General features: G+C 71.1%; 26 protein-coding genes and 3 pseudogenes. 19 read left to right on the top strand and 10 right to left on the bottom strand.

Annotated features, from left to right (window positions below; genetic code table 11):
* Positions 1-45: 45 nt before the first annotated feature.
* Genes ACH4E7_RS43305 through ACH4E7_RS43315 form a run of 3 tightly spaced genes read right to left on the bottom strand, consistent with a single transcriptional unit; the run spans position 46 to position 1,306 of the window.
* Positions 46-330 carry a hypothetical protein gene (locus tag ACH4E7_RS43305; RefSeq protein ID WP_396254719.1) on the bottom strand — a complete coding sequence of 95 codons (285 nt, stop codon included), beginning with the start codon at positions 328-330 and terminating at the stop codon, positions 46-48.
* Between the two features lie 17 nt (positions 331-347).
* Positions 348-809, bottom strand: a complete 462-nt coding sequence (locus ACH4E7_RS43310; RefSeq protein ID WP_396254720.1) for an STAS domain-containing protein — start codon at positions 807-809, stop codon at positions 348-350.
* Positions 800-1,306: a J domain-containing protein gene (locus tag ACH4E7_RS43315; protein WP_396254721.1), complete on the bottom strand. Its 507-nt coding sequence runs from the start codon at positions 1,304-1,306 to the stop codon at positions 800-802. The genes ACH4E7_RS43310 and ACH4E7_RS43315 overlap by 10 nt, the downstream gene beginning before the upstream one ends.
* A 162-nt stretch (positions 1,307-1,468) precedes the next feature.
* Between ACH4E7_RS43315 and ACH4E7_RS43320 the strand changes: the two genes are divergently transcribed.
* Positions 1,469-1,891 carry an Hsp20/alpha crystallin family protein gene (locus tag ACH4E7_RS43320; protein ID WP_396254741.1) on the top strand — a complete coding sequence of 141 codons (423 nt, stop codon included), beginning with the start codon at positions 1,469-1,471 and terminating at the stop codon, positions 1,889-1,891.
* A gap of 261 nt (positions 1,892-2,152) precedes the next feature.
* On the opposite strand, the gene ACH4E7_RS43325 is transcribed toward ACH4E7_RS43320, so the two are convergent.
* Positions 2,153-2,404 (bottom strand): hypothetical protein, encoded by a 252-nt coding sequence (locus tag ACH4E7_RS43325; RefSeq protein ID WP_396254722.1) that lies wholly within the window; start codon positions 2,402-2,404, stop codon positions 2,153-2,155.
* Positions 2,379-3,062 (bottom strand): type III effector protein, encoded by a 684-nt coding sequence (locus ACH4E7_RS43330; RefSeq protein WP_396254723.1) that lies wholly within the window; start codon positions 3,060-3,062, stop codon positions 2,379-2,381. The genes ACH4E7_RS43325 and ACH4E7_RS43330 overlap by 26 nt, the downstream gene beginning before the upstream one ends.
* 109 nt (positions 3,063-3,171) lie before the next feature.
* Between ACH4E7_RS43330 and ACH4E7_RS43335 the strand changes: the two genes are divergently transcribed.
* The 4 genes from ACH4E7_RS43335 (at position 3,172) to ACH4E7_RS43350 (ending at position 4,894) form a co-directional block, all read left to right on the top strand.
* Positions 3,172-3,606, top strand: a complete 435-nt coding sequence (locus ACH4E7_RS43335; protein WP_396254724.1) for an Hsp20/alpha crystallin family protein — start codon at positions 3,172-3,174, stop codon at positions 3,604-3,606.
* 97 nt (positions 3,607-3,703) lie between these two features.
* Positions 3,704-3,970: an STAS domain-containing protein gene (locus tag ACH4E7_RS43340; RefSeq protein WP_396254725.1), complete on the top strand. Its 267-nt coding sequence runs from the start codon at positions 3,704-3,706 to the stop codon at positions 3,968-3,970.
* Between the two features lie 65 nt (positions 3,971-4,035).
* A complete protein-coding gene (locus ACH4E7_RS43345; protein WP_396254726.1) occupies positions 4,036-4,440 on the top strand; it encodes a DUF2267 domain-containing protein in 405 nt (134 codons plus the stop codon).
* Between the two features lie 55 nt (positions 4,441-4,495).
* Complete coding sequence (locus ACH4E7_RS43350) at positions 4,496-4,894, top strand: DUF2267 domain-containing protein (protein WP_396254727.1); 399 nt, start codon at positions 4,496-4,498, stop codon at positions 4,892-4,894.
* Between the two features lie 43 nt (positions 4,895-4,937).
* Here ACH4E7_RS43350 and ACH4E7_RS43355 read toward each other — a convergent pair whose 3' ends face one another.
* Positions 4,938-5,279, bottom strand: a complete 342-nt coding sequence (locus ACH4E7_RS43355; protein WP_396254728.1) for a helix-turn-helix domain-containing protein — start codon at positions 5,277-5,279, stop codon at positions 4,938-4,940.
* Positions 5,280-5,391: 112 nt separating this feature from the next.
* On the opposite strand from ACH4E7_RS43355, the pseudogene ACH4E7_RS43360 reads away from it, so the two are divergent.
* The 10 genes and pseudogenes from ACH4E7_RS43360 to ACH4E7_RS43405 all read left to right on the top strand — a co-directional run.
* Positions 5,392-5,583: pseudogene (locus ACH4E7_RS43360) on the top strand (Hsp70 family protein); the annotation flags it as partial.
* Between the two features lie 502 nt (positions 5,584-6,085).
* Positions 6,086-7,060, top strand: coding sequence for a metal ABC transporter solute-binding protein, Zn/Mn family (locus ACH4E7_RS43365; protein WP_396254729.1), 975 nt, complete (start codon positions 6,086-6,088; stop codon positions 7,058-7,060).
* Positions 7,057-7,956 (top strand): metal ABC transporter ATP-binding protein, encoded by a 900-nt coding sequence (locus ACH4E7_RS43370; protein WP_396254730.1) that lies wholly within the window; start codon positions 7,057-7,059, stop codon positions 7,954-7,956. Before ACH4E7_RS43365 ends, ACH4E7_RS43370 begins: the two co-directional genes overlap by 4 nt.
* Positions 7,940-8,854, top strand: a complete 915-nt coding sequence (locus ACH4E7_RS43375; protein ID WP_396254731.1) for a metal ABC transporter permease — start codon at positions 7,940-7,942, stop codon at positions 8,852-8,854. Before ACH4E7_RS43370 ends, ACH4E7_RS43375 begins: the two co-directional genes overlap by 17 nt.
* Entirely contained in the window at positions 8,851-9,690 is an 840-nt protein-coding gene (locus tag ACH4E7_RS43380) for a metal ABC transporter permease (protein WP_396254732.1), read from the top strand. Before ACH4E7_RS43375 ends, ACH4E7_RS43380 begins: the two co-directional genes overlap by 4 nt.
* A 27-nt stretch (positions 9,691-9,717) precedes the next feature.
* On the top strand, positions 9,718-10,194 hold the full coding sequence (locus ACH4E7_RS43385) for a Fur family transcriptional regulator (protein ID WP_396254733.1): 477 nt from the start codon (positions 9,718-9,720) through the stop codon (positions 10,192-10,194).
* 178 nt (positions 10,195-10,372) lie between these two features.
* Positions 10,373-10,549, top strand: a complete 177-nt coding sequence (locus ACH4E7_RS43390; RefSeq protein ID WP_396254734.1) for a hypothetical protein — start codon at positions 10,373-10,375, stop codon at positions 10,547-10,549.
* On the top strand, positions 10,546-11,580 hold the full coding sequence (locus tag ACH4E7_RS43395; protein ID WP_396254735.1) for a CobW family GTP-binding protein: 1,035 nt from the start codon (positions 10,546-10,548) through the stop codon (positions 11,578-11,580). The genes ACH4E7_RS43390 and ACH4E7_RS43395 overlap by 4 nt, the downstream gene beginning before the upstream one ends.
* Positions 11,577-12,164 (top strand): annotated as a pseudogene (locus ACH4E7_RS43400) (WD40 repeat domain-containing protein); the annotation flags it as partial. The gene ACH4E7_RS43395 and the pseudogene ACH4E7_RS43400, both read left to right, overlap by 4 nt.
* 336 nt (positions 12,165-12,500) lie before the next feature.
* Positions 12,501-12,653, top strand: a pseudogene (locus tag ACH4E7_RS43405) (transcriptional regulator); the annotation flags it as partial.
* 79 nt (positions 12,654-12,732) lie between these two features.
* Here ACH4E7_RS43405 and ACH4E7_RS43410 read toward each other — a convergent pair.
* Both ACH4E7_RS43410 and rpmG read right to left on the bottom strand, forming a co-directional pair.
* On the bottom strand, positions 12,733-12,996 hold the full coding sequence (locus tag ACH4E7_RS43410; RefSeq protein ID WP_396254736.1) for a type B 50S ribosomal protein L31: 264 nt from the start codon (positions 12,994-12,996) through the stop codon (positions 12,733-12,735).
* Positions 12,997-13,026: 30 nt separating this feature from the next.
* Positions 13,027-13,191 (bottom strand): 50S ribosomal protein L33, encoded by a 165-nt coding sequence (rpmG, locus tag ACH4E7_RS43415; protein ID WP_030289986.1) that lies wholly within the window; start codon positions 13,189-13,191, stop codon positions 13,027-13,029.
* 151 nt (positions 13,192-13,342) lie between these two features.
* On the opposite strand from rpmG, the gene rpmB reads away from it, so the two are divergent.
* The 4 genes from rpmB to rpmF all read left to right on the top strand — a co-directional run bounded on the left by rpmB (position 13,343) and on the right by rpmF (position 15,405).
* The gene (gene rpmB, locus ACH4E7_RS43420; protein WP_396254737.1) at positions 13,343-13,579 is read left to right on the top strand and encodes a 50S ribosomal protein L28; all 237 of its coding nucleotides are present in this window, start codon (positions 13,343-13,345) and stop codon (positions 13,577-13,579) included.
* A complete protein-coding gene (rpsN, locus tag ACH4E7_RS43425) occupies positions 13,579-13,884 on the top strand; it encodes a 30S ribosomal protein S14 (protein WP_396254738.1) in 306 nt (101 codons plus the stop codon). The genes rpmB and rpsN overlap by 1 nt, the downstream gene beginning before the upstream one ends.
* Before the next feature lie 111 nt (positions 13,885-13,995).
* Positions 13,996-15,183, top strand: a complete 1,188-nt coding sequence (locus ACH4E7_RS43430) for a CobW family GTP-binding protein (protein ID WP_396254739.1) — start codon at positions 13,996-13,998, stop codon at positions 15,181-15,183.
* 48 nt (positions 15,184-15,231) lie between these two features.
* Entirely contained in the window at positions 15,232-15,405 is a 174-nt protein-coding gene (gene rpmF, locus ACH4E7_RS43435; protein WP_396254740.1) for a 50S ribosomal protein L32, read from the top strand.
* Between the two features lie 130 nt (positions 15,406-15,535).
* Here the strand turns inward: rpmF and ACH4E7_RS43440 are convergent, their stop codons facing one another.
* A complete protein-coding gene (locus ACH4E7_RS43440; RefSeq protein ID WP_396254742.1) occupies positions 15,536-15,904 on the bottom strand; it encodes a tyrosine-type recombinase/integrase in 369 nt (122 codons plus the stop codon).
* Positions 15,853-16,080 carry a hypothetical protein gene (locus tag ACH4E7_RS43445; RefSeq protein WP_396254743.1) on the bottom strand — a complete coding sequence of 76 codons (228 nt, stop codon included), beginning with the start codon at positions 16,078-16,080 and terminating at the stop codon, positions 15,853-15,855. The genes ACH4E7_RS43440 and ACH4E7_RS43445 overlap by 52 nt, the downstream gene beginning before the upstream one ends.
* Positions 16,081-16,463 lie beyond the last annotated feature (383 nt).

Raw genomic sequence — 16,463 nt, forward strand, 5'->3', positions numbered from 1 at the left:
CCCATCCGCATAGCGCATACCAACGGCATAGCGCGTAGATGAGCATCAGTCAGCCACACAAACAGGCCAATCACCTCGAAGCGCCAAGGTCAGTATCCGTATCCGACGGACGTCCATCACACGATCGGTGCGCTGGCGGGCCTGCTGGAGCAGCTTCCCCGCACACTGCATCAGCTCGCGGCGGGCCTGAACGCGATCGACCCGGAGCATCTCGCGGTCCTGGAGGATCCGCCGACTCCGGTGCGGAAGCAGGCCGACGTCGCCTTCGAGCTGGGATGCGCGATCGCGGCGATCGAACGCGCTGGCACCCATCTGCGCCAGGCGCAGCACACTGCCGCGGAGCTGGTCTACACCGGACCGGTACCGGGAGTCTGACCGGCGGCCGGGAGGACGGTCCTGGAGCGGTCCGTACTCGCGCTGTCGGCGCGTTGGATAGCGTGTGCGGGTCGTGGTGGCGCCGCGGTACGCGGCCCGGTGTCAGCCTGTCCAGGTTCAACCAGGTCGGTGAGGCCGAGAAGGTCGAACAGCCGGGCGACGATCGGTGCCCGCACATCCGTGACTTTCAGGACGATGCCTTCCTCCTGCGCCTGGCGATGGAGCCGTTCCAGGGCGTCCGCGCCCGAGCAGTCGCAGAATCGCACTTGTGCGAAGTCGAGGTCGACGCGGCTGGGCCGGCGCGCCAGGCACTCCTTGACGCGGCTCTCCAGCTCGGCGGCGGTCGCGAGGTCGATCTCGCCGGTGACCGCGACGGTGGTCTGGCCGTCCCACCGGGAGACGGCGGTGCGGAAGTCGTCGCCGTTCACAGCCATGGGTCCACCTCCCGCAGCCGGTGCAGTATCCACTCCCAGAGGTCGCCGGGATCATCTGGCGCCCACGCCGACGCGCCCGGCGGTGCGATCCGTACCGGGCCCGCCCGAACGAGCGGTTCGGACCCATACCGCATCGCTGCGCCGGAGGGAGTCGGCGCGGCGCGCGCAGGCCCCGCCCCTCCGGTTTCCCGGACGATTCGTATGGGCACCCGTCGGCCTGCGGTCGGGGGAGGGGCCGAGGCGCGGGCGGTCCCCGGGTGGGGTCGGGGGGTCTCGCGTTCGGCGTCGTAGGCGGCTCGCAGCTCGGGATCGTGCAGGACCTCGTAGGCGGCGACCACCGCGCCGAGTCGCTCCGCCGATCCCGGTTCGACGGGGCGGGTGTCGGGGTGCAGCAGCCGGACCAGGGTGCGATAGGCCGAGGTGACCTGCCGCGCGGACGCCGTGGGTTCCACTCCCAGCACCGCGTAGTGATCGCGTCGGTCTCGCGATCCCGTCATGGCGGACCACCTCCCGGGCGACCCCGGCAGACCTCCTCATTGACCTGGATAGAACCTTGGCCAACGCTTGTCAAGATGCCTGAAATGGGGGTATATGGACTGTGGGTGGACTCCCGCGAGAGCCTCATCGCTGTCACCGACCCACAAGGAGAGTGACCCGTGATGTTGATACGAACCGATCCGTTCCGCGAGCTCGACCGGCTCACCCAGCAGCTGCTGGGCACCACGACCCGGCCGACCGCGATGCCGATGGACGCCTATGAGAGCGACGGATCCTTCCTGATCCGCCTCGACCTGCCCGGCATCGCGCCCGAGAGCATCGACCTGAACGTCGAGCAGAACGTCCTGACGGTCAAGGCCGAGCGGCCGGCACCGGAGATCGAGGACCGCGAGATGGTCGTCGCCGAACGGCCCTACGGCGTCTTCAGTCGCCAGGTGTTCCTCGGCGAGACGCTCGCGGCCGACAAGATCGAGGCCGACTACGACGCCGGCGTACTCACGATCCGCATCCCGATAGCCGAACAAGCCAAGCCGCGCAAGATCGAGATCAAGAGCAGCGGCGAGAAGAAGCAGATCACCACCTGATCAGCGCGCCGGCAGCCCCGGCGCTCGGAGTTGTGGCAGGCCCAGCGCGCCGACTGCGTCCGCCCGGGGCGCCCCGCGCGGTCGCCGGGGGATGGCGCCGGAGTCGGTCTCCGGCTCCCCCGCCTCTGGCTCCCCCCGCCCGGTCAGACCGCCGGGCGGGGGTGTGAGGGCTCTCCGCCGCGAGGTCGCGGTACTGCCGGGCGAGCAAGATCCCCTCGGTCTGACGGGGCCTCCCCCCACTGTCGCCGGCATGACGGTCCCTCAGTACCCGGCGGTGTGATGCGCCGCGCCGGCGCCGGACTGCGCCGCGATGTCCTGTTCGACCTGCGCAAAGGAGGTGCGGAGGGCTTCGCGTATGGCTTCCAGGCGCGCAAGACAGACGTCCATCGAGGCGATGGCGGCGTCGCTGTCGGTCCGCATCTGGTGCCCGACGGCCACGAGCTGGTCCTCGATCCGCTGCCAGCGCTCTTCGGCGGCGGCCAGGGGGTCAGGCGCGCCGGTGGTCGCTGTCATGGCGCAGTTGGTCGGTGTGCTGGGCGAGGTCGTCGAGGCGGTGGGCGATTTGGGGATGGCGGGCGCCGAGGTGGGGGCGGACGGCGGCCAGGGGTGTGAGGAGTTCGGTGGCGTCCGGGGCGCCGAGCGCGGTGTGGAGGTGGTCGAGGGCGGGGCGGGCTGCCGGGGCGAGGTCGGTCAGGGCGGCGACCTGGGCGGCGAGCCGGCGCAGGTCAGCGGCGTGGGCGCGGGCCCAGTCGGTGACGGCGCGCTCTGCGGCGCGGCGGTCGCGTACGGCCTTGACGCGTTTGGCCCCGGTGGTGCTCGTGTTGCTGGTGGCGGGTGGCGCAAGGCGCAGGTAGCGGTTCTCAGCGGCCTGGCGGCTGGCGACGCCCATGGGGCGGGCGAGGTCGGCCCACGTGGCGCCGGCGGCGCGGGCGGTCTCCACCAGCGGGGCCTCCCAGTCGGCGAGCTCGGTACGCAGCTCGCGCAGCAGCAGCAGGGCGGCCAGTGCCTGCTCGGGGCCGGTTTGGGTGGTGGGCGGGGTCATGGCTTCGGTGTCCTGCGCGGTGCGGACGGCGCCGTCTATGGCGGCGAGCGCCGCGGCGGCGGCGAGGAAGGACGCCGGGCCCCTCGGCGGTCCGCCGCCGGTGGCGCGTGCTTCGGGCCGCTTTCTCATCGGTGTCACTCCTTTGGCGACGTCAGGGTTTGTCATCGGATGGATGACATGTTAGAACGGTTTCAGGTGAAGCGCACTGGCACCCATCGATCAGTGGAGGTGTTTCGCGATGCTGATGCGCACCGATCCGTTCCGCGAGCTGGACCGGCTGACCCAGCAGTTCTTCGGCACGACCGGTACCTGGTCGAGGCCGGCCCCGATGCCGCTGGACGCCTGCCGCGCCGGTGACGAGTACGTGATCTGCTTCGACCTGCCGGGGGTGGACCCGGACGCGATCGACATCGATGTCGAGCGGAACATGCTGACCGTCAAGGCCGAACGCCGTCCCCGCCGCGAGGGCGAGGACGTGAAGTGGGAGCTGTCCGAGCGTCCGCTCGGCGTCTTCTCCCGGCAGGTCATGCTCTCCGACACGCTCGACCCCGAGGGGATCACCGCCGACTACGACTCCGGTGTGCTGACCCTGAAGATCCCGGTCGCCGAGAAGGCCAAGCCCCGCAAGATCGCCATCGGCCACAGCGGAAACCGCAAGGAGATCAAGGCCTGACCACGTCCCTGTGCCGTTCCGTGCCGCCCGCACCCCCCGAGCGGACGGCGCGGAACACTCCCGCAGTCGGCCCCGTGCCGCCGGACCGGCACCGTTCGTGGTGAGGGCCTTCGGTGAAATCGACATCATCACTGCCCCGCGGCTTCGCCACTGGCTGGCCGCCGCGTTCGAGGCGCACCGGGCGGTGGTGCTCGAACTGTCGGAGGTGACGTTCATGGACTGCCCGGGCCTGGGCGTCCTCGTCCAGGCCCGCAACCAGGCCGACCAGTGCGACGGGCGGCTCGTCCTGCAAGGGGCCGCCAGGCCCGTGGCCAGGCTGCTCAAGCTCACCGGCCTCCATCGCCGCCTGGCCGCCGAATTCTGATCGGCCCCCGCACGCCCACACCCGGGCCGGGCCCGGCCCGTGCCGGGACGAAGGGAGGAATCGCGGTGACTCTTCGATGGGAAGCGTTCTTGGACCAGGTCCAGGAACGCGGTGAGTACGACACACCCCAGGACGCCGACCGCGCGGCCCGCGTCGTGCTGGCCCTGCTCGGCGCCCACCTGGTCGGCGACGTGCGCGCGAAGCTCGCGGCCCGTCTGCCCGAGACCTTCGCCCTGATCCTGCTGAACCCCTTGCAGGCCGCCGAGCCGCTCAATCCCGAACGGTTCGTGCGCGCCACCGCCGCCTGGATCGAGGGCGCCACCGAGAAGACCGCCGTGTGGGACATCGGAGCTGTCCTGTCCACGGTGGCCGACGCCGCCGGCGACGAACTGATGGAGCGCGTGCTGTTCCAGCTGCCGCCCGGCTACGAGGTACTGTTCGGCCGCCCCGCCCCCGACCACCGACCCTGACCCGCTTTCGTGCCGCCGCCCACGCTGCGGCGGCCCGTATCGGAAGGCCACCGCCATGACCCGGCACCGCCGCCTGATCCAGCAGGTCCGCACCCTTGGCCGCTACCCCAGTGACGAGGAAGCCGAACGAGTCCTAGACACCGTCCTGGCCGTCCTCGGCTCCCAGCTCACCGGCGACGAACGCTGCGAGCTGGCCGGCGCGCTGCCCGAGCGGGCCCGCGCCGTCTTCGCCTCGCAGATCCCCCTGCCCGAACCCGTCGCCGCCCCCGCCTTCGTCGAAGCCGTCGCCCGAGCCCTGAACATCAGCCTCACCAGCGCCCGCTGGGATGCATCCTCCGTCCTGGCCGCCCTCACCGATCTCGCCGGCGATCGGCTCACCGACCGCCTTCTCGCTTGCCTGCCCAGCGGCTACGCGCTCCTGTTCGGCCGCGCCGACCTCACCGCCGCCGCTTAAACCCCACCCAGCCCGGGCGGGTCCAGGCGGCGGGCGCCCGACGTCACTGGCCGCGGGCCTGGTCCAGGTCGGCCTCCAACTCCTCCACTCGGGCCTGGAGCTCGAGTACCCGGCGCGCGCCTTCCAAGGTCAGTCCCTCGCTGATCAGCTTCATCAGGGCCGCGACACGGTTGATTTCCCGGCGCGAGTACCTACGCTGGCCGCCCGACGAGCGCACGGGCACGACCGCGCCCAGCTCGTCCAGTCGCCGCAGGAACGCCACCTGGACGTGCAGCATCGCGGCGACCTGCCCCACCGTGTACAGCGCGGCATCCGCGTCATCAATGGGCAGCTCCACCACCGCGACCTCACCTCGCCGCTCGCTGAAATGAAACCTCACTTCCACGTTACAGATTTCCTCCAGTCACGGCATCGACTTACTCTTGATGCTATGAGGCTCAAGTTTTCTTCCTCCTGGTGAGGCAAGACGGGAGGGATAGCAAGAGAGGAGGCCCGCGATGGCGCGCGCAGTCGGTATCGACCTGGGAACGACGAACTCGGTGGTCTGCGTGCTGGAGGGCGGCGAGCCGACCGTCGTCACGAACGCCGAAGGCGCGCGCACCACCCCATCGGTGGTGGCCTTCGGCAAGGGCGGCGAAGTGCTGGTCGGCGAGGTCGCCAAGCGGCAGGCCGTCACCAACGTGGACCGCGGTCCGGCGAGCGCTTGCGAGCCCTGACCATGGGAACCGGGTCGACGGGTCAACTTGCTGTCAAACGCTGAGCAAGCTCTCGGCAACGCCGTCACGTCGGGCGGCCGCCTCCGGTGAGGTGGGAGCCAGGGCTGGATCAGGGTTTCGGAGGGTCGAGCGGCATCGGGGTTCGGTGCCGGCGGCCGGGTGCCCGCGAACCTTCCACGGTCGGCCCTGAGGCCGGCTGCGCACGCTGTGTGGGGCACAGCGAGCGGACTCTGCGCAGCCGGCACCTCCCGACAGCCGCGGGATCCATGGCCGAGGATCCCCGCCACCTGGACGGTTCGGCCAGATCGATCACTCCTCCCTGCTCGGACGGGCGCAGTCAAGGTTTGGCAATGATTTCCATTGTGCCTACGAACCCCGTGGTTTTGAAAACCGTTTCCATCTAGCGTGGCGGTGTCCAACGGAGCCGGATCCTGCCAGGCGGCGGGGCCGGCAGGTTTCGAGGAGTAGCCCCGTCATGCGTGCCACCCCGTCCAGATCGGCCAGCCGTACCCTCCGCGTCGCGCTCGGCGTGACCGTCGTCGCCGCGCTCGCCACGGCCACCGCCTGCTCGACCTCCTCCCCGGCGAAGACCGCCTCGGCCGGTGCGAGCAGCGCCGGCGGCGGGAGTTCGAAGGTGATCCAGGTGGTCGCGGCGGAGAACTTTTGGGGCTCCATCGCCACCCAGCTCGGCGGCGACCACGTGAAGGTGACCAGCGTCATCACCAACCCGGACACCGACCCGCACTCCTACGAGCCGACCGCCGCCGACGGGCGCAGCGTCGCGGGGGCCGAGTACGTGATCAGCAACGGGATCGGCTACGACGCCTGGTCGGACAAGCTGCTCGCGGCGAACCCCGCCTCCGGCCGCACCGCGCTGAAGGTCGGCGACCTGCTGGGCAAGAAGGAGGGCGACAACCCGCACCAGTGGTACTCGGCGGAGAGCGTCACCAAGGTGATCGACCAGATCACCGCCGACTACAAGAAGATAGACCCGGCCGACGCGGCCTACTTCGACGCCCAGAAGAAGACGTTCACCGCCCAGACGCTGGCCAAGTACAACCAGCTCGAGGCCGACATCAAGGCCAAGTACGCGGGCACCCCGATCGGTGCCTCGGAGTCGATCGTCACCCCGCTCGCCGAGAGCACGGGGCTGAAGATGCTCACCCCGGAGACGTTCCTGGACGCGGAGAGCGAGGGCACCGACCCGACCGCCGCCGACAAGGCCACCATCGACCAGCAGATCTCCGGCAAGCAGATCAAGATCTACGTCTACAACAGCCAGAACTCCAACCCCGACGTGGTCGCCCAGGTCAACGCCGCGAAGGCGCAGGGGATCCCGGTCGCGCAGGTGACCGAGACCCTCGCCCCGGCGAACGCCAGCTTCCAGGACTGGCAGACCCAGCAGTTGCAGGGCATCGCCGACGCGCTGAAGCAGGCGACGGGCAAGTGAGCATCCACCCGGCCGAAGAGGACCGTACGGAGATGGTGCGCATCGGGCCCGGCGCGGAGCCGGTGGTGTCGCTGCGCGGCGCGGCCGTGCGCGTGGGTGGGCGGATCCTGTGGTCGGGTGTCGATCTGGCCGTGGGGGCCGGGGAGTTCACCGCCGTGCTCGGCCCGAACGGGGTCGGCAAGTCCACCCTGGTCAAGATCCTGCTCGGCGTGCTTCCGGCAGCGGCCGGCGAGGTCCGGGTGCTCGGTGCCGCGCCCGGCGAGCGGAACGCCGCCGTCGGGTACCTGCCGCAGCGCCGCAACTTCGACGCGAGCGTCCGCATCCGTGGGGTGGATGTGGTGCGGCTGGGCCTGGACGGGGATCAGTGGGGGATCCCCGTTCCGGGCCCGGGCCGGGCCAAGCGCCGGGCCGCCCGGGCGCGGGTCGATCAGGTCATCGAACTGGTCGGAGCGAGCAAGTACGCGCACCGGCCGATCGGGCAGTGCTCGGGCGGCGAGCAGCAGCGGCTGCTGATCGCCCAGGCGTTGATACGGCGCCCGCAACTCCTGCTGCTGGACGAGCCGCTGGACAGCCTGGACCTGACCAACCAGGCCGCGATCGCCTGCCTGCTGGGCAAGATCTGTCACGTGGAGGGGGTGTCGGTGGTGATGGTCGCCCATGACGTGAACCCGATCCTCCACCACCTGGACCGGGTGGTGTACATCGCCGAGGGCGGCGCCGTGTCCGGCACCCCGGCCGAGGTGATCACCTCCGCGACGCTGACCCGCCTGTACCGCACGCCCGTCGAGGTGCTGCGCACCAGCGACGGGCGGCTGGTGGTCGTCGGCCAGCCGGAGGCCCCGGCCGTCCACACCGACCGGCACGAGAGCGGGGGCGGTCATGCTGCTGGCGTCTGACGCGGCCTCGCCGGTCTTCACCTGGAACCTGCTCACCGATCTCCTGGACATGTGGTCCTACGACTTCATGGTGAACGCCTTCCGGGCCGGTCTGGTCGTGGCCGTGGTGTGCGCCGTGGTGGGCTGGTTCATGGTGCTGCGCCGGCAGACCTTCGCCGGACACACCCTCTCGGTCGCGGCCTTTCCCGGCGCGTCCCTGGCGATCCTGCTCTGCTTCTCCACCTCGCTCGGCTACTTCGGGTTCTGCGTCGCCGCGGCACTGGTGATAGCGGCTCTCACTCGCGGTGGGCGGGACGGCGGTGCCGAGGAGTCGGCCGTCACGGGTACGGTGCAGGCCTTCGTGCTGGCCTGCGGTTACCTGTTCATCAGCCTCTACAAGGGCCTGCTGGAGGGGCCGACGGCGCTGCTGTTCGGCAGCTTCCTGGGCATCACCACCGGCCAGGTCGTGACCCTGGCGGTGGTCGGCGCGGTGGTGCTGGCCGTGCTGGCGGTGATCGGACGGCCGCTGCTGTTCGCCTCCGTCGACCCGGAGGTGGCCGCCGGGCGCGGGGTGCCGGTGCGGCTGCTGGGCATGCTGTTCCTGGTGCTGCTGGGCGCGGCGACCGCCGAGGCGAGCCAGATCACCGGCACGTTGCTGGTGTTCGCGCTGATGGTGATACCGCCCGCGACCGCCCAGCAGCTCACCGCCCGGCCCGGGCTGAGTCTGCTGCTGTCGGTGGCCATCGGGCTGACGGCGTGCTGGGCGGGACTGATCGCGGCCTACTACCAGCCGTACCCGCTGGGCTTCTTCGTCACCGGCTTCGCCTTCGCCGGATTTGTCCTCGCCCATTTGCTGCGCTTCGCCCGCGAGGCGCTCGGCCGGGCCCGCACGCCGATCGCGCTCGGAGGTGCCGCATGAGCACGGTCATCACCCAGGCCTTCTTCCAACACGCTGTGCTGGCCGGGACGTTCATCGCACTGGCCTGCGGGCTGGTGGGCTACTTCCTGGTCCTGCGGGCACAGATCTTCACCGGCGACGCGCTCAGCCACGTCGCGTTCACCGGCGCGATGGCCGCCCTGGCCGGTGGCTACGACCTGCGGCTCGGGCTGTTCGCCGCGACCATCGGGGTGGGTCTGCTGATCGGCGGGCTCGGGCGGCGGGGCCGTGCGGACGACGTGGTGATCGGCAGCGTCTTCGCCTGGATGCTCGGCCTGGGCGCGTTCTTCCTGACCGTCTACACCACCTCCCGCAGCGGCGCCCAGGGCGGCGCCGGAACGAGTGTGCTGTTCGGCTCGATCTTCGGCCTGCACGGCAGCCAGACGACGGTGGCCGTCGCCATCGCGGGCGCGATCTGCGTGGTCCTGCTGCTGATCGCCCGGCCGCTGCTCTTCGCCACGCTCGACGAGGCCGTGGCCGCCGCCCGCGGTGTTCCGGTTCGGCTGCTGGGCTTCGGCTTCCTCGCCCTGGTCGGCGCCTGTGCCGGCGAGGCCACCCAGGCCGTCGGCTCGCTGCTTCTGTTGGGCCTGCTCGCCGCTCCGGCCGGCGCGGCGATCCGGCTCACCGACCGTCCGTTCCGGGCGCTGGCGCTGTCCGCCGCGCTCGCGGTGGCGGAGATGTGGGGCGGGCTGCTGCTCAGCGCCGCCGCGCCGAAACTGCCGCCGAGCTTCGCGATCATGGCCGTCGCCAGTGCCGTTTATGCGGCCACCTTCCTGGTCCGCCCGGCGGCCCGAACCGCCCGCCCGGCGGTGGGCTGACCGCGCGGGCGTGGAACGGGGGAGAGTATGAGCGACACGAAGCCGAACGCCGTGGTCGCCGCCGACCGGCCCGGCGGTAGGCCCACGCGCCCGGTCGACGGGGACGTCGAACTGCTCGGACGGCCCACGCCGCGCCGCGCCGAGGTGTTGCGGGCGCTGGTCGGGTCCGAGGAGTTCGTCAGCGCCCAGGTGCTCTACGCCCGGCTGGTGCAGGCCGGTTCGCGGGTGGGCCTGAGCACCGTCTACCGCACCCTGAGCGCACTCGTGCAGGTCGGCCGTGCCGACGTGGTGCGCGATGCCAATGGCGAGCGGCTGTTCCGCTACCGGCCCGGCCCGGACCACCGGCACTACCTGATCTGTCGGAGTTGCGGGCTCAGCCTGCCGGTCGACTCCACGGCCGTCGAGGCCTGGGCCGAGCACATCGCCGCGATATCCGGCTTCGACCAGGTCCACCACACCGTCGAGCTGGCGGGCCTGTGCCCCGACTGCTGTACTACCGGCTGACCGGCGGCCCACCCCGATCAACTTCCCTACCGAGGAAGGCATTCGCCATGCCCAGACCCGCCTCACCGTGCCTCGTCGCCCTGTCGAGCGTCCTGAAGAACCAGGCCCGCGAACTGCTCTCACTGGCCGATGACGACATCGTCATGATCCTCCCCCAGCCTTCGGCCGGGGGACCCCCATGCTCGACTGCACCGAACCGGGATGTCCGCCGGTGGAGACGGTCGTCGCGGTCATGCCGCCCTCGGGAGCCACCCGCCGCTGGACGCCGCACCACCCCCTGGACGAGATCACCCCCGAACTGCTCGCACGCGCCCTGGCCGAACCGCCGGGCACCACCGAAGGAGAACGCCCGTGACCACCTCTGAGACCGACCTCGCCGACACCCCGACGGCCGCCGAGGACACCCGCGTCCCCGTCACCGTGCTGACCGGCTTCCTCGGCTCCGGCAAGACCACCCTGCTCAACCGCATCCTCACCGAGCAGCACGGCCTGCGGATCGCCGTCATCGAGAACGAGTTCGGCGAGGTCGGCGTCGACGACGCCCTCGTCCTCGACGCCGAGGAGGAGATCTTCGAGATGAACAACGGCTGCATCTGCTGCACCGTGCGCGGAGACCTCATCCGCATCCTCGGCGCCCTGATGCGCCGCCGGGAGAAGTTCGACCGGATCGTCATCGAGACCACCGGCCTCGCCGACCCCGCCCCCGTCGCCCAGACCTTCTTCATGGACGACGAGATCTCCTCCCAGCTGCGGCTGGACGCCATCGTCACCCTCGTCGACGCCGCCCACGTCCTCGACCACCTCACCGAGACCAAGCCCGAGGGCGTCGAGAACGAAGCCGTGGAACAAGTCGCCTTCGCCGACCGGATCGTGCTCAACAAGACCGACCTGGCCACCCCGGAACAGATCGCCGAGGTGACCTCCCACATCCGGGCCATCAACTCCCTGGTCGAGATCATCCCGGCCCAGCAGGCCAAGGTCGACCTCGACCGGGTGCTCGACGTCCACGCCTTCGACCTGGACCGCGTGCTGGAAGGCGACCCGGCCTTCCTCACCGAGACCGAGCACCAACACGACACCACCGTCACCTCGGTCGGCATCGACCTGGAAGGCGAACTGGACGAGGAACGCCTCAACGCCTGGCTCGGCCAACTGCTGCGCACCCAGGGCGCGGACATCTTCCGCTCCAAGGGCATCCTCGCCATCGCGGGCGCCGACCGGCAGTACATCTTCCAGGGCGTACACATGCTGCTCGAGGGCGAGAACGGCCGCGAGTGGCACGAGGGCGAGACCCGCCGCAACAAGCTGGTCTTCATCGGCCGCAACCTCGGCCGCGACGTCCTGAACAACGGCTTCGCCTTCTGCCTCGCGGGGGTGACTGCATGACCGCCACCGTGACCGCCCTGTGGGGCACCGAAGTCGACGACGCGCCCGTGGCCGTCGCCGCCGGCGCGGGCCTGGTCGCGATCGCCGGCGCCGCCGGGACGGCCTGGATCCTGGACACCGCCGACGGGACACCGGTCGGCACGGTCACCCTGCCCGGCGGCCTGCTCGCCCTGGAGTTCTCCCCGGGCGGAGAGCACCTCGCGCTCGCCGGCCCGAGCGGCTACGGCCTGGGGCGGCGCTGCGACGGGCGGTTCCTCCAAGCGGAGACCGGCGCCTGGTCGGCCGCTGTGCGGTGGGCCTCGGACGACCGCGTCGCCGTCGCCTCCGGCCGGCGGGTGCAGGTACTGGACCCGGACGGCGCGCGCCAGTGGGGCACCGACCTGGCGCCGAGCACCGTCACCGACCTCGCCTGGCTGCGCGATGGCCGACGGCTGGTCAGTTCCGCCTACGGCGGCGTGCGCTTCCACGAACGGCACACCGAGAAGCCTGTGGCCGAGTACAAGTACCTCGGCTCCCACCTCGCCATCGCCCTGAACCCCAACGGCCGGTGGATCTGCACCGGAAACCAGGACGCCAGCATCCACATCTGGCGCACCCTCCCCCAGCCTTCGGCCGGGGGTGCCCCCATCGGCGACGAACTCACCATGCACGGCTACCCCGACAAGATCGCCCGCCTCGCCTTCGACCCCACCGGCCGCTGGCTCGCCTCCGACGGAGCCCCCGACATCACCGTCTGGGACTTCTCCGGCAAGGGGCCGGCCGGCACCAAGCCCCGCTCGCTGCGCGTCCACGAGACCGTCACCGCCCTCGCCTGGCGCCCCGGCAGCCGCGCGATCCTGGCCAGCGCCGGCGCCGAGAACAAGCTCGCCCTGTGGCGGGCCGACGCCGGAAGACCCGGCGCCCTGCTGCGCCCGGCCTTGGCCTGCTCCCACCAGCTGCGTCTGCTGCGGAACCTGGGCCTGGTCAGGAGCGAACGCCGGGGCCGGCGCATCGTCTACGCGCTCCACGACCACCACGTGGCGGAACTGCTCGACCAGGCCTTCGCCCACATCGAGCACCTGCGGCTGAGATGAACCGCCCCGATACGTGCGAATGCCGGTGTGCCCCCTCGGATCCGAGGGGGCACACCGGCATTCGCACGCGGTCCCGGTCTCAGCCCTTGCGGCGGGCGGCCGCGGCGCCGTAGCGGCGCTCGAAGCGCTCGACGCGGCCCGCGATGTCGAGCACGCGGGACTGGCCGGTGTAGAAGGGGTGGCTGGCGGAGGAGATCTCCACGTCGATCACGGGGTAGGTGTTGCCGTCCTCCCACTCGATGGTGCGGTCACTGGTGACGGTGGATCGCGTGAGGAAGGTCAGCCCGCCGACGCGGTCGCGGAAGACGACGGGGCGGTAGGCGGGGTGGATGCCGGGCTTCATCGGGTTCTCCTTGGCTGGGCGGGGTTGGGGTCAGCGTTCCTCGCGGAACTCGGTGTGGCGACCGAGCACGGGGTCGTACTTGCGCAGGACGAGCCGGTCCGGGTCATTGCGCCGGTTCTTGCGGGTCACGTACGTGTAGCCGGTACCGGCGGTGGACCGGAGTTTGATGATCGGGCGCAGGTCGTTGCGGGCCACGGCGTCCTCCTGGGGCGGATCGGTGACGGTTGAGCCGACATCATAGCGAAATGGTTTTCGTTTCCATTAGGCGTGTAGGGTGGCAACGTCACCTGCGGCCACGGCATTCCCGGGCCGAGGCCGCGATCAGTCCTGCTCCTGTGGAGGCTCGATGTCCGCCCACTGCCAGCTCACCGGCCGGAGGCCGGGATTCGGCAACACCGTCTCCCATTCGCACCGTCGCACCAGTCGCCGGTTCGACCCGAACGTCCAGCGCAAGCGCTACTGGCTGCCCAGCGAGGGCCGCTACGTCCGCCTCGCGCTCAGCGCCAAGGGCATCAAGACTGTCGACACGATCGGCATCGAGGCGGCCGTCACCCGGATCCGGGCCCGAGGGGAGAAGGTCTGATGGCCAAGCAGAGCAAGATCGCCAAGAACGAGCAGCGCCGCGCGACCGTCGCCCGCTACGCCGGGCGCCGCGCCGAACTCAAGCGCATCATCGCCTCCCCGGTGAGCAGCCCCGAGGACCGCGCCACGGCCCAGGCCGAACTGCAGCGCCAGCCGCGCAACGCCAGTGCCACCCGGATCCGCAACCGCGACAGCGTGGACGGGCGCCCGCGCGGCTACCTTCGCGCCTTCGGCCTCTCACGGATCAACCTGCGCACCCTGGCGCATGCCGGCCAGCTGCCGGGCGTGCGCAAGTCGAGCTGGTAGTCCGGCCCACAGGCCGGTCGCGCCGCGGGCTGCTCCCGGACTGCCGCCGTCCGCGGCGCGACCCCTCCTCCCACGTGCGGCCGGTAGCCGCAACGCCGAAAGGAGCACGCCATGCCCGACGACACCCGCCTTCCCGTGGGGGTCGTCGCCGGCCTCCACGAGGCCGAACGCCGCCAGGCGGTCCTGGAACTGCTGAGCAGCGGCGGGAACACCGTCGTCCTGCACCACGACCTCACCGACGCCGCCCACGGCCGGGTCCGGCGGGACATCCTGGACACCGCCGGCACACGCCGCGAAGCGGACGTTCCGCTCACCGGCGACTGCCCCTGCTGCGCGCTCCGCGAGGACCTGCTCCCCGAACTGCTGCGGATAGCCGACGCCGGCCGGTACCGCCTGGCGGTGGTCGAACTGTGGGGCGGCAGCGACCCGCACCCGGCGGTCGAGGTGATCGCCGAGGGCGAGGTGGACGGCCGTTGCCTGTCCGAGGCGGTGGTGGTGGCCGGGGTGGTCGCCGCCGTCGATCCGTTGCGGCTCGTTCCCCAGCTGTCCGTGCCCGATACGCTCCGTGAGCACGCGGCCGACACCTGCGCAGACGACACCCGGACCCGTGCCGAGGCGCTCACGCAGCAGATCGAGTACGCCACCGTCCACGCGGTGCCCAGGGCGGGTGATGTCGCCGGTTCGTCCGAGCTCCATGCCGGTCTGGCCATGCTGCGCCAGCTGCACCCGTCCGCCCGCACGGTCGCACTCGGCACGGGGGCGCTCGCCCCGCGGCGCTGGCCGGGTTCGACGTGCCGGCCGCCCGGGACCGGGTCAACCCGGCGCCCGCCCTGCTCCCGTACCCGCAGGACGAGGCGGGCGTCGCGACCCTGGTGGTGGGAGCGCAGGCGCCCGCTGCACCCGGCTCGGTTCCACGAGGCGCTCGACCTGCTCGTCCCCGCCGCCCAGCGCAGCCGAGGCCGGTTCTGGCTCGCCAACCGGCCCGATCTGCTGCTCGGGTGGGACGCGGCGGGGGCGAGCCTGGGGGTCGAGGAGTGCGGCCCCTGGCTGGCCGCGCTGCCGGACGCCTCCTGGGAGCTGTACCCGCCGCAACGGCGGGCGGCGGCAGCCCTGGACTGGGACCCGGTCCACGGCGACCGGGTGCAGCAACTCTGCTTCACCGCCGAGGGCCTGGACGCCGACGGGATCGTCGAGTTGCTCGGCTCCTGCCTGCTCACCGATGAGGAACTCGCCTCCGGAGAGGAGGGCTGGAAGCACCTGCCGGACGCCTTCGACGACATGCTCGACCCGGTGGCCTGAACGCCGGTTTCGCCCGCGCAACACCGTATTCCGAAAGGGGAATCACCCATGGCTGTACCCAAGCGCAAGACGTCCCGCAGCAACACCCGGCACCGCCGGGCCCAGTGGAAGTCGGCAGCCCCGGACCTGGTCCCGATCGAGATCGACGGCCGTCGCCACCTCGTCCCCAAGCACTTGGTCCGCGCCTACCAGCGCGGCCTGCTGGCCCCTGACGAGAGGTGAGCATGGCGGGGGGCGCCGGCCATCGGCAGGGCGCTGGCCGCGGTGTGGCTGGAGCGGAGGGAGCGTCAGTAGGACCTGAGCCGGGCCGGCCGCCCGAACGCGGCGCGGACGATCAGGTTCTCGTTTGCTTCTACGCGGCCAGGCAGGTGTTCGGGATGACCGCAGTGGTGCTGACTCCGTGGAGGGCTGCTTCGTCGGCGGAGTCCTTGAGGAGGTGGCCGTAGAGGTCGACGGTGATGGCGAGGTGAGAGTGGTGCAGGGTCTTGGAGACGATGGCGAGGGGGATGTCGGCGGCGATCATGATGCTGGCCGCCGTATGGCGCAGGTCGTGCAGACCGATCTTCGGCAGGTGGTAGCCGGCGTAGGTGGTGGCCTTGAGGATCTCCTGTTTGGCGAGGAATCGCAGGGCAACGAGGGCCGCGTTCTCGTCAGGGAAGGGGCCCGGGGTCAGAGTTTGAACATCGCGGTGTACGGGTGAGTGATGCGTTCCTGCCGTGATCCGAAGTCGACGAGTACCGCGATATCGCCGTCATCTTCGACGCCGATGACCCGGCCGAGGCCGTACCCGTCATGGGTGACCCGGTCGCCGACGGCGAAGTGCTTGCGTGGTGCCTCCGCCCGGGGCTTGAAGGGGCTGGTGGGCAGGGGGCGGCGACCTGCTGAAGATTTCGTCATTCCAGCCAGTATGCGCCTGAAAGCGCGGGCGCGGGCCTTTCCAGTGCACGCGAGTTCGAGTCCGACCGGAATGCCGCGCCCGCCGTCCAGTGCGGCCTCGCGGATGGCGAGGGCGGGCGGCATGCGCCGCATTCGCGGGGCTGTCACCGCGAGGGCAGGTGCCACGCACCGCGGTAGTCTGTGGGAGCTGTCGGCCCGGACGGGGTGCGGTCGCATGCTCAAGGGGCCTGCTCCCCAGGTGTGTTCACGGTCGTCTCGGCTCGGAACGGCCGCTCGGCGGGAAGGTCCCCGTGGAACCGGGGGTGAAACTTCCCGCCGCGGCGGGCCGTGGCCTGCTACAGTCGTGTTAGTTGCAGTAGTGGTTCCCATGAACTTTGTGTGCG

The sequence above is a fragment of the Kitasatospora sp. NPDC018058 genome (genome assembly GCF_044327205.1).
GTDB lineage: Bacteria > Actinomycetota > Actinomycetes > Streptomycetales > Streptomycetaceae > Kitasatospora.

Excerpts from the sequence above, each read along its gene's own strand:
- ACH4E7_RS43310 (WP_396254720.1), bottom strand. The coding sequence starts at position 809 with ATGGCTGTGAACGGCGACGACTTCCGCACCGCCGTCTCCCGGTGGGAC.
- ACH4E7_RS43315 (WP_396254721.1), bottom strand. The coding sequence starts at position 1,306 with ATGACGGGATCGCGAGACCGACGCGATCACTACGCGGTGCTGGGAGTG.
- ACH4E7_RS43320 (WP_396254741.1), top strand. The coding sequence starts at position 1,469 with ATGTTGATACGAACCGATCCGTTCCGCGAGCTCGACCGGCTCACCCAG.
- ACH4E7_RS43325 (WP_396254722.1), bottom strand. The coding sequence starts at position 2,404 with ATGACAGCGACCACCGGCGCGCCTGACCCCCTGGCCGCCGCCGAAGAG.
- ACH4E7_RS43330 (WP_396254723.1), bottom strand. The coding sequence starts at position 3,062 with ATGAGAAAGCGGCCCGAAGCACGCGCCACCGGCGGCGGACCGCCGAGG.
- ACH4E7_RS43335 (WP_396254724.1), top strand. The coding sequence starts at position 3,172 with ATGCTGATGCGCACCGATCCGTTCCGCGAGCTGGACCGGCTGACCCAG.
- ACH4E7_RS43350 (WP_396254727.1), top strand. The coding sequence starts at position 4,496 with ATGACCCGGCACCGCCGCCTGATCCAGCAGGTCCGCACCCTTGGCCGC.
- ACH4E7_RS43365 (WP_396254729.1), top strand. The coding sequence starts at position 6,086 with ATGCGTGCCACCCCGTCCAGATCGGCCAGCCGTACCCTCCGCGTCGCG.
- ACH4E7_RS43375 (WP_396254731.1), top strand. The coding sequence starts at position 7,940 with ATGCTGCTGGCGTCTGACGCGGCCTCGCCGGTCTTCACCTGGAACCTG.
- ACH4E7_RS43380 (WP_396254732.1), top strand. The coding sequence starts at position 8,851 with ATGAGCACGGTCATCACCCAGGCCTTCTTCCAACACGCTGTGCTGGCC.
- ACH4E7_RS43385 (WP_396254733.1), top strand. The coding sequence starts at position 9,718 with ATGAGCGACACGAAGCCGAACGCCGTGGTCGCCGCCGACCGGCCCGGC.
- ACH4E7_RS43390 (WP_396254734.1), top strand. The coding sequence starts at position 10,373 with ATGCTCGACTGCACCGAACCGGGATGTCCGCCGGTGGAGACGGTCGTC.
- ACH4E7_RS43410 (WP_396254736.1), bottom strand. The coding sequence starts at position 12,996 with ATGAAGCCCGGCATCCACCCCGCCTACCGCCCCGTCGTCTTCCGCGAC.
- rpmB (WP_396254737.1), top strand. The coding sequence starts at position 13,343 with ATGTCCGCCCACTGCCAGCTCACCGGCCGGAGGCCGGGATTCGGCAAC.
- rpsN (WP_396254738.1), top strand. The coding sequence starts at position 13,579 with ATGGCCAAGCAGAGCAAGATCGCCAAGAACGAGCAGCGCCGCGCGACC.
- ACH4E7_RS43430 (WP_396254739.1), top strand. The coding sequence starts at position 13,996 with ATGCCCGACGACACCCGCCTTCCCGTGGGGGTCGTCGCCGGCCTCCAC.
- rpmF (WP_396254740.1), top strand. The coding sequence starts at position 15,232 with ATGGCTGTACCCAAGCGCAAGACGTCCCGCAGCAACACCCGGCACCGC.
- ACH4E7_RS43445 (WP_396254743.1), bottom strand. The coding sequence starts at position 16,080 with ATGACGAAATCTTCAGCAGGTCGCCGCCCCCTGCCCACCAGCCCCTTC.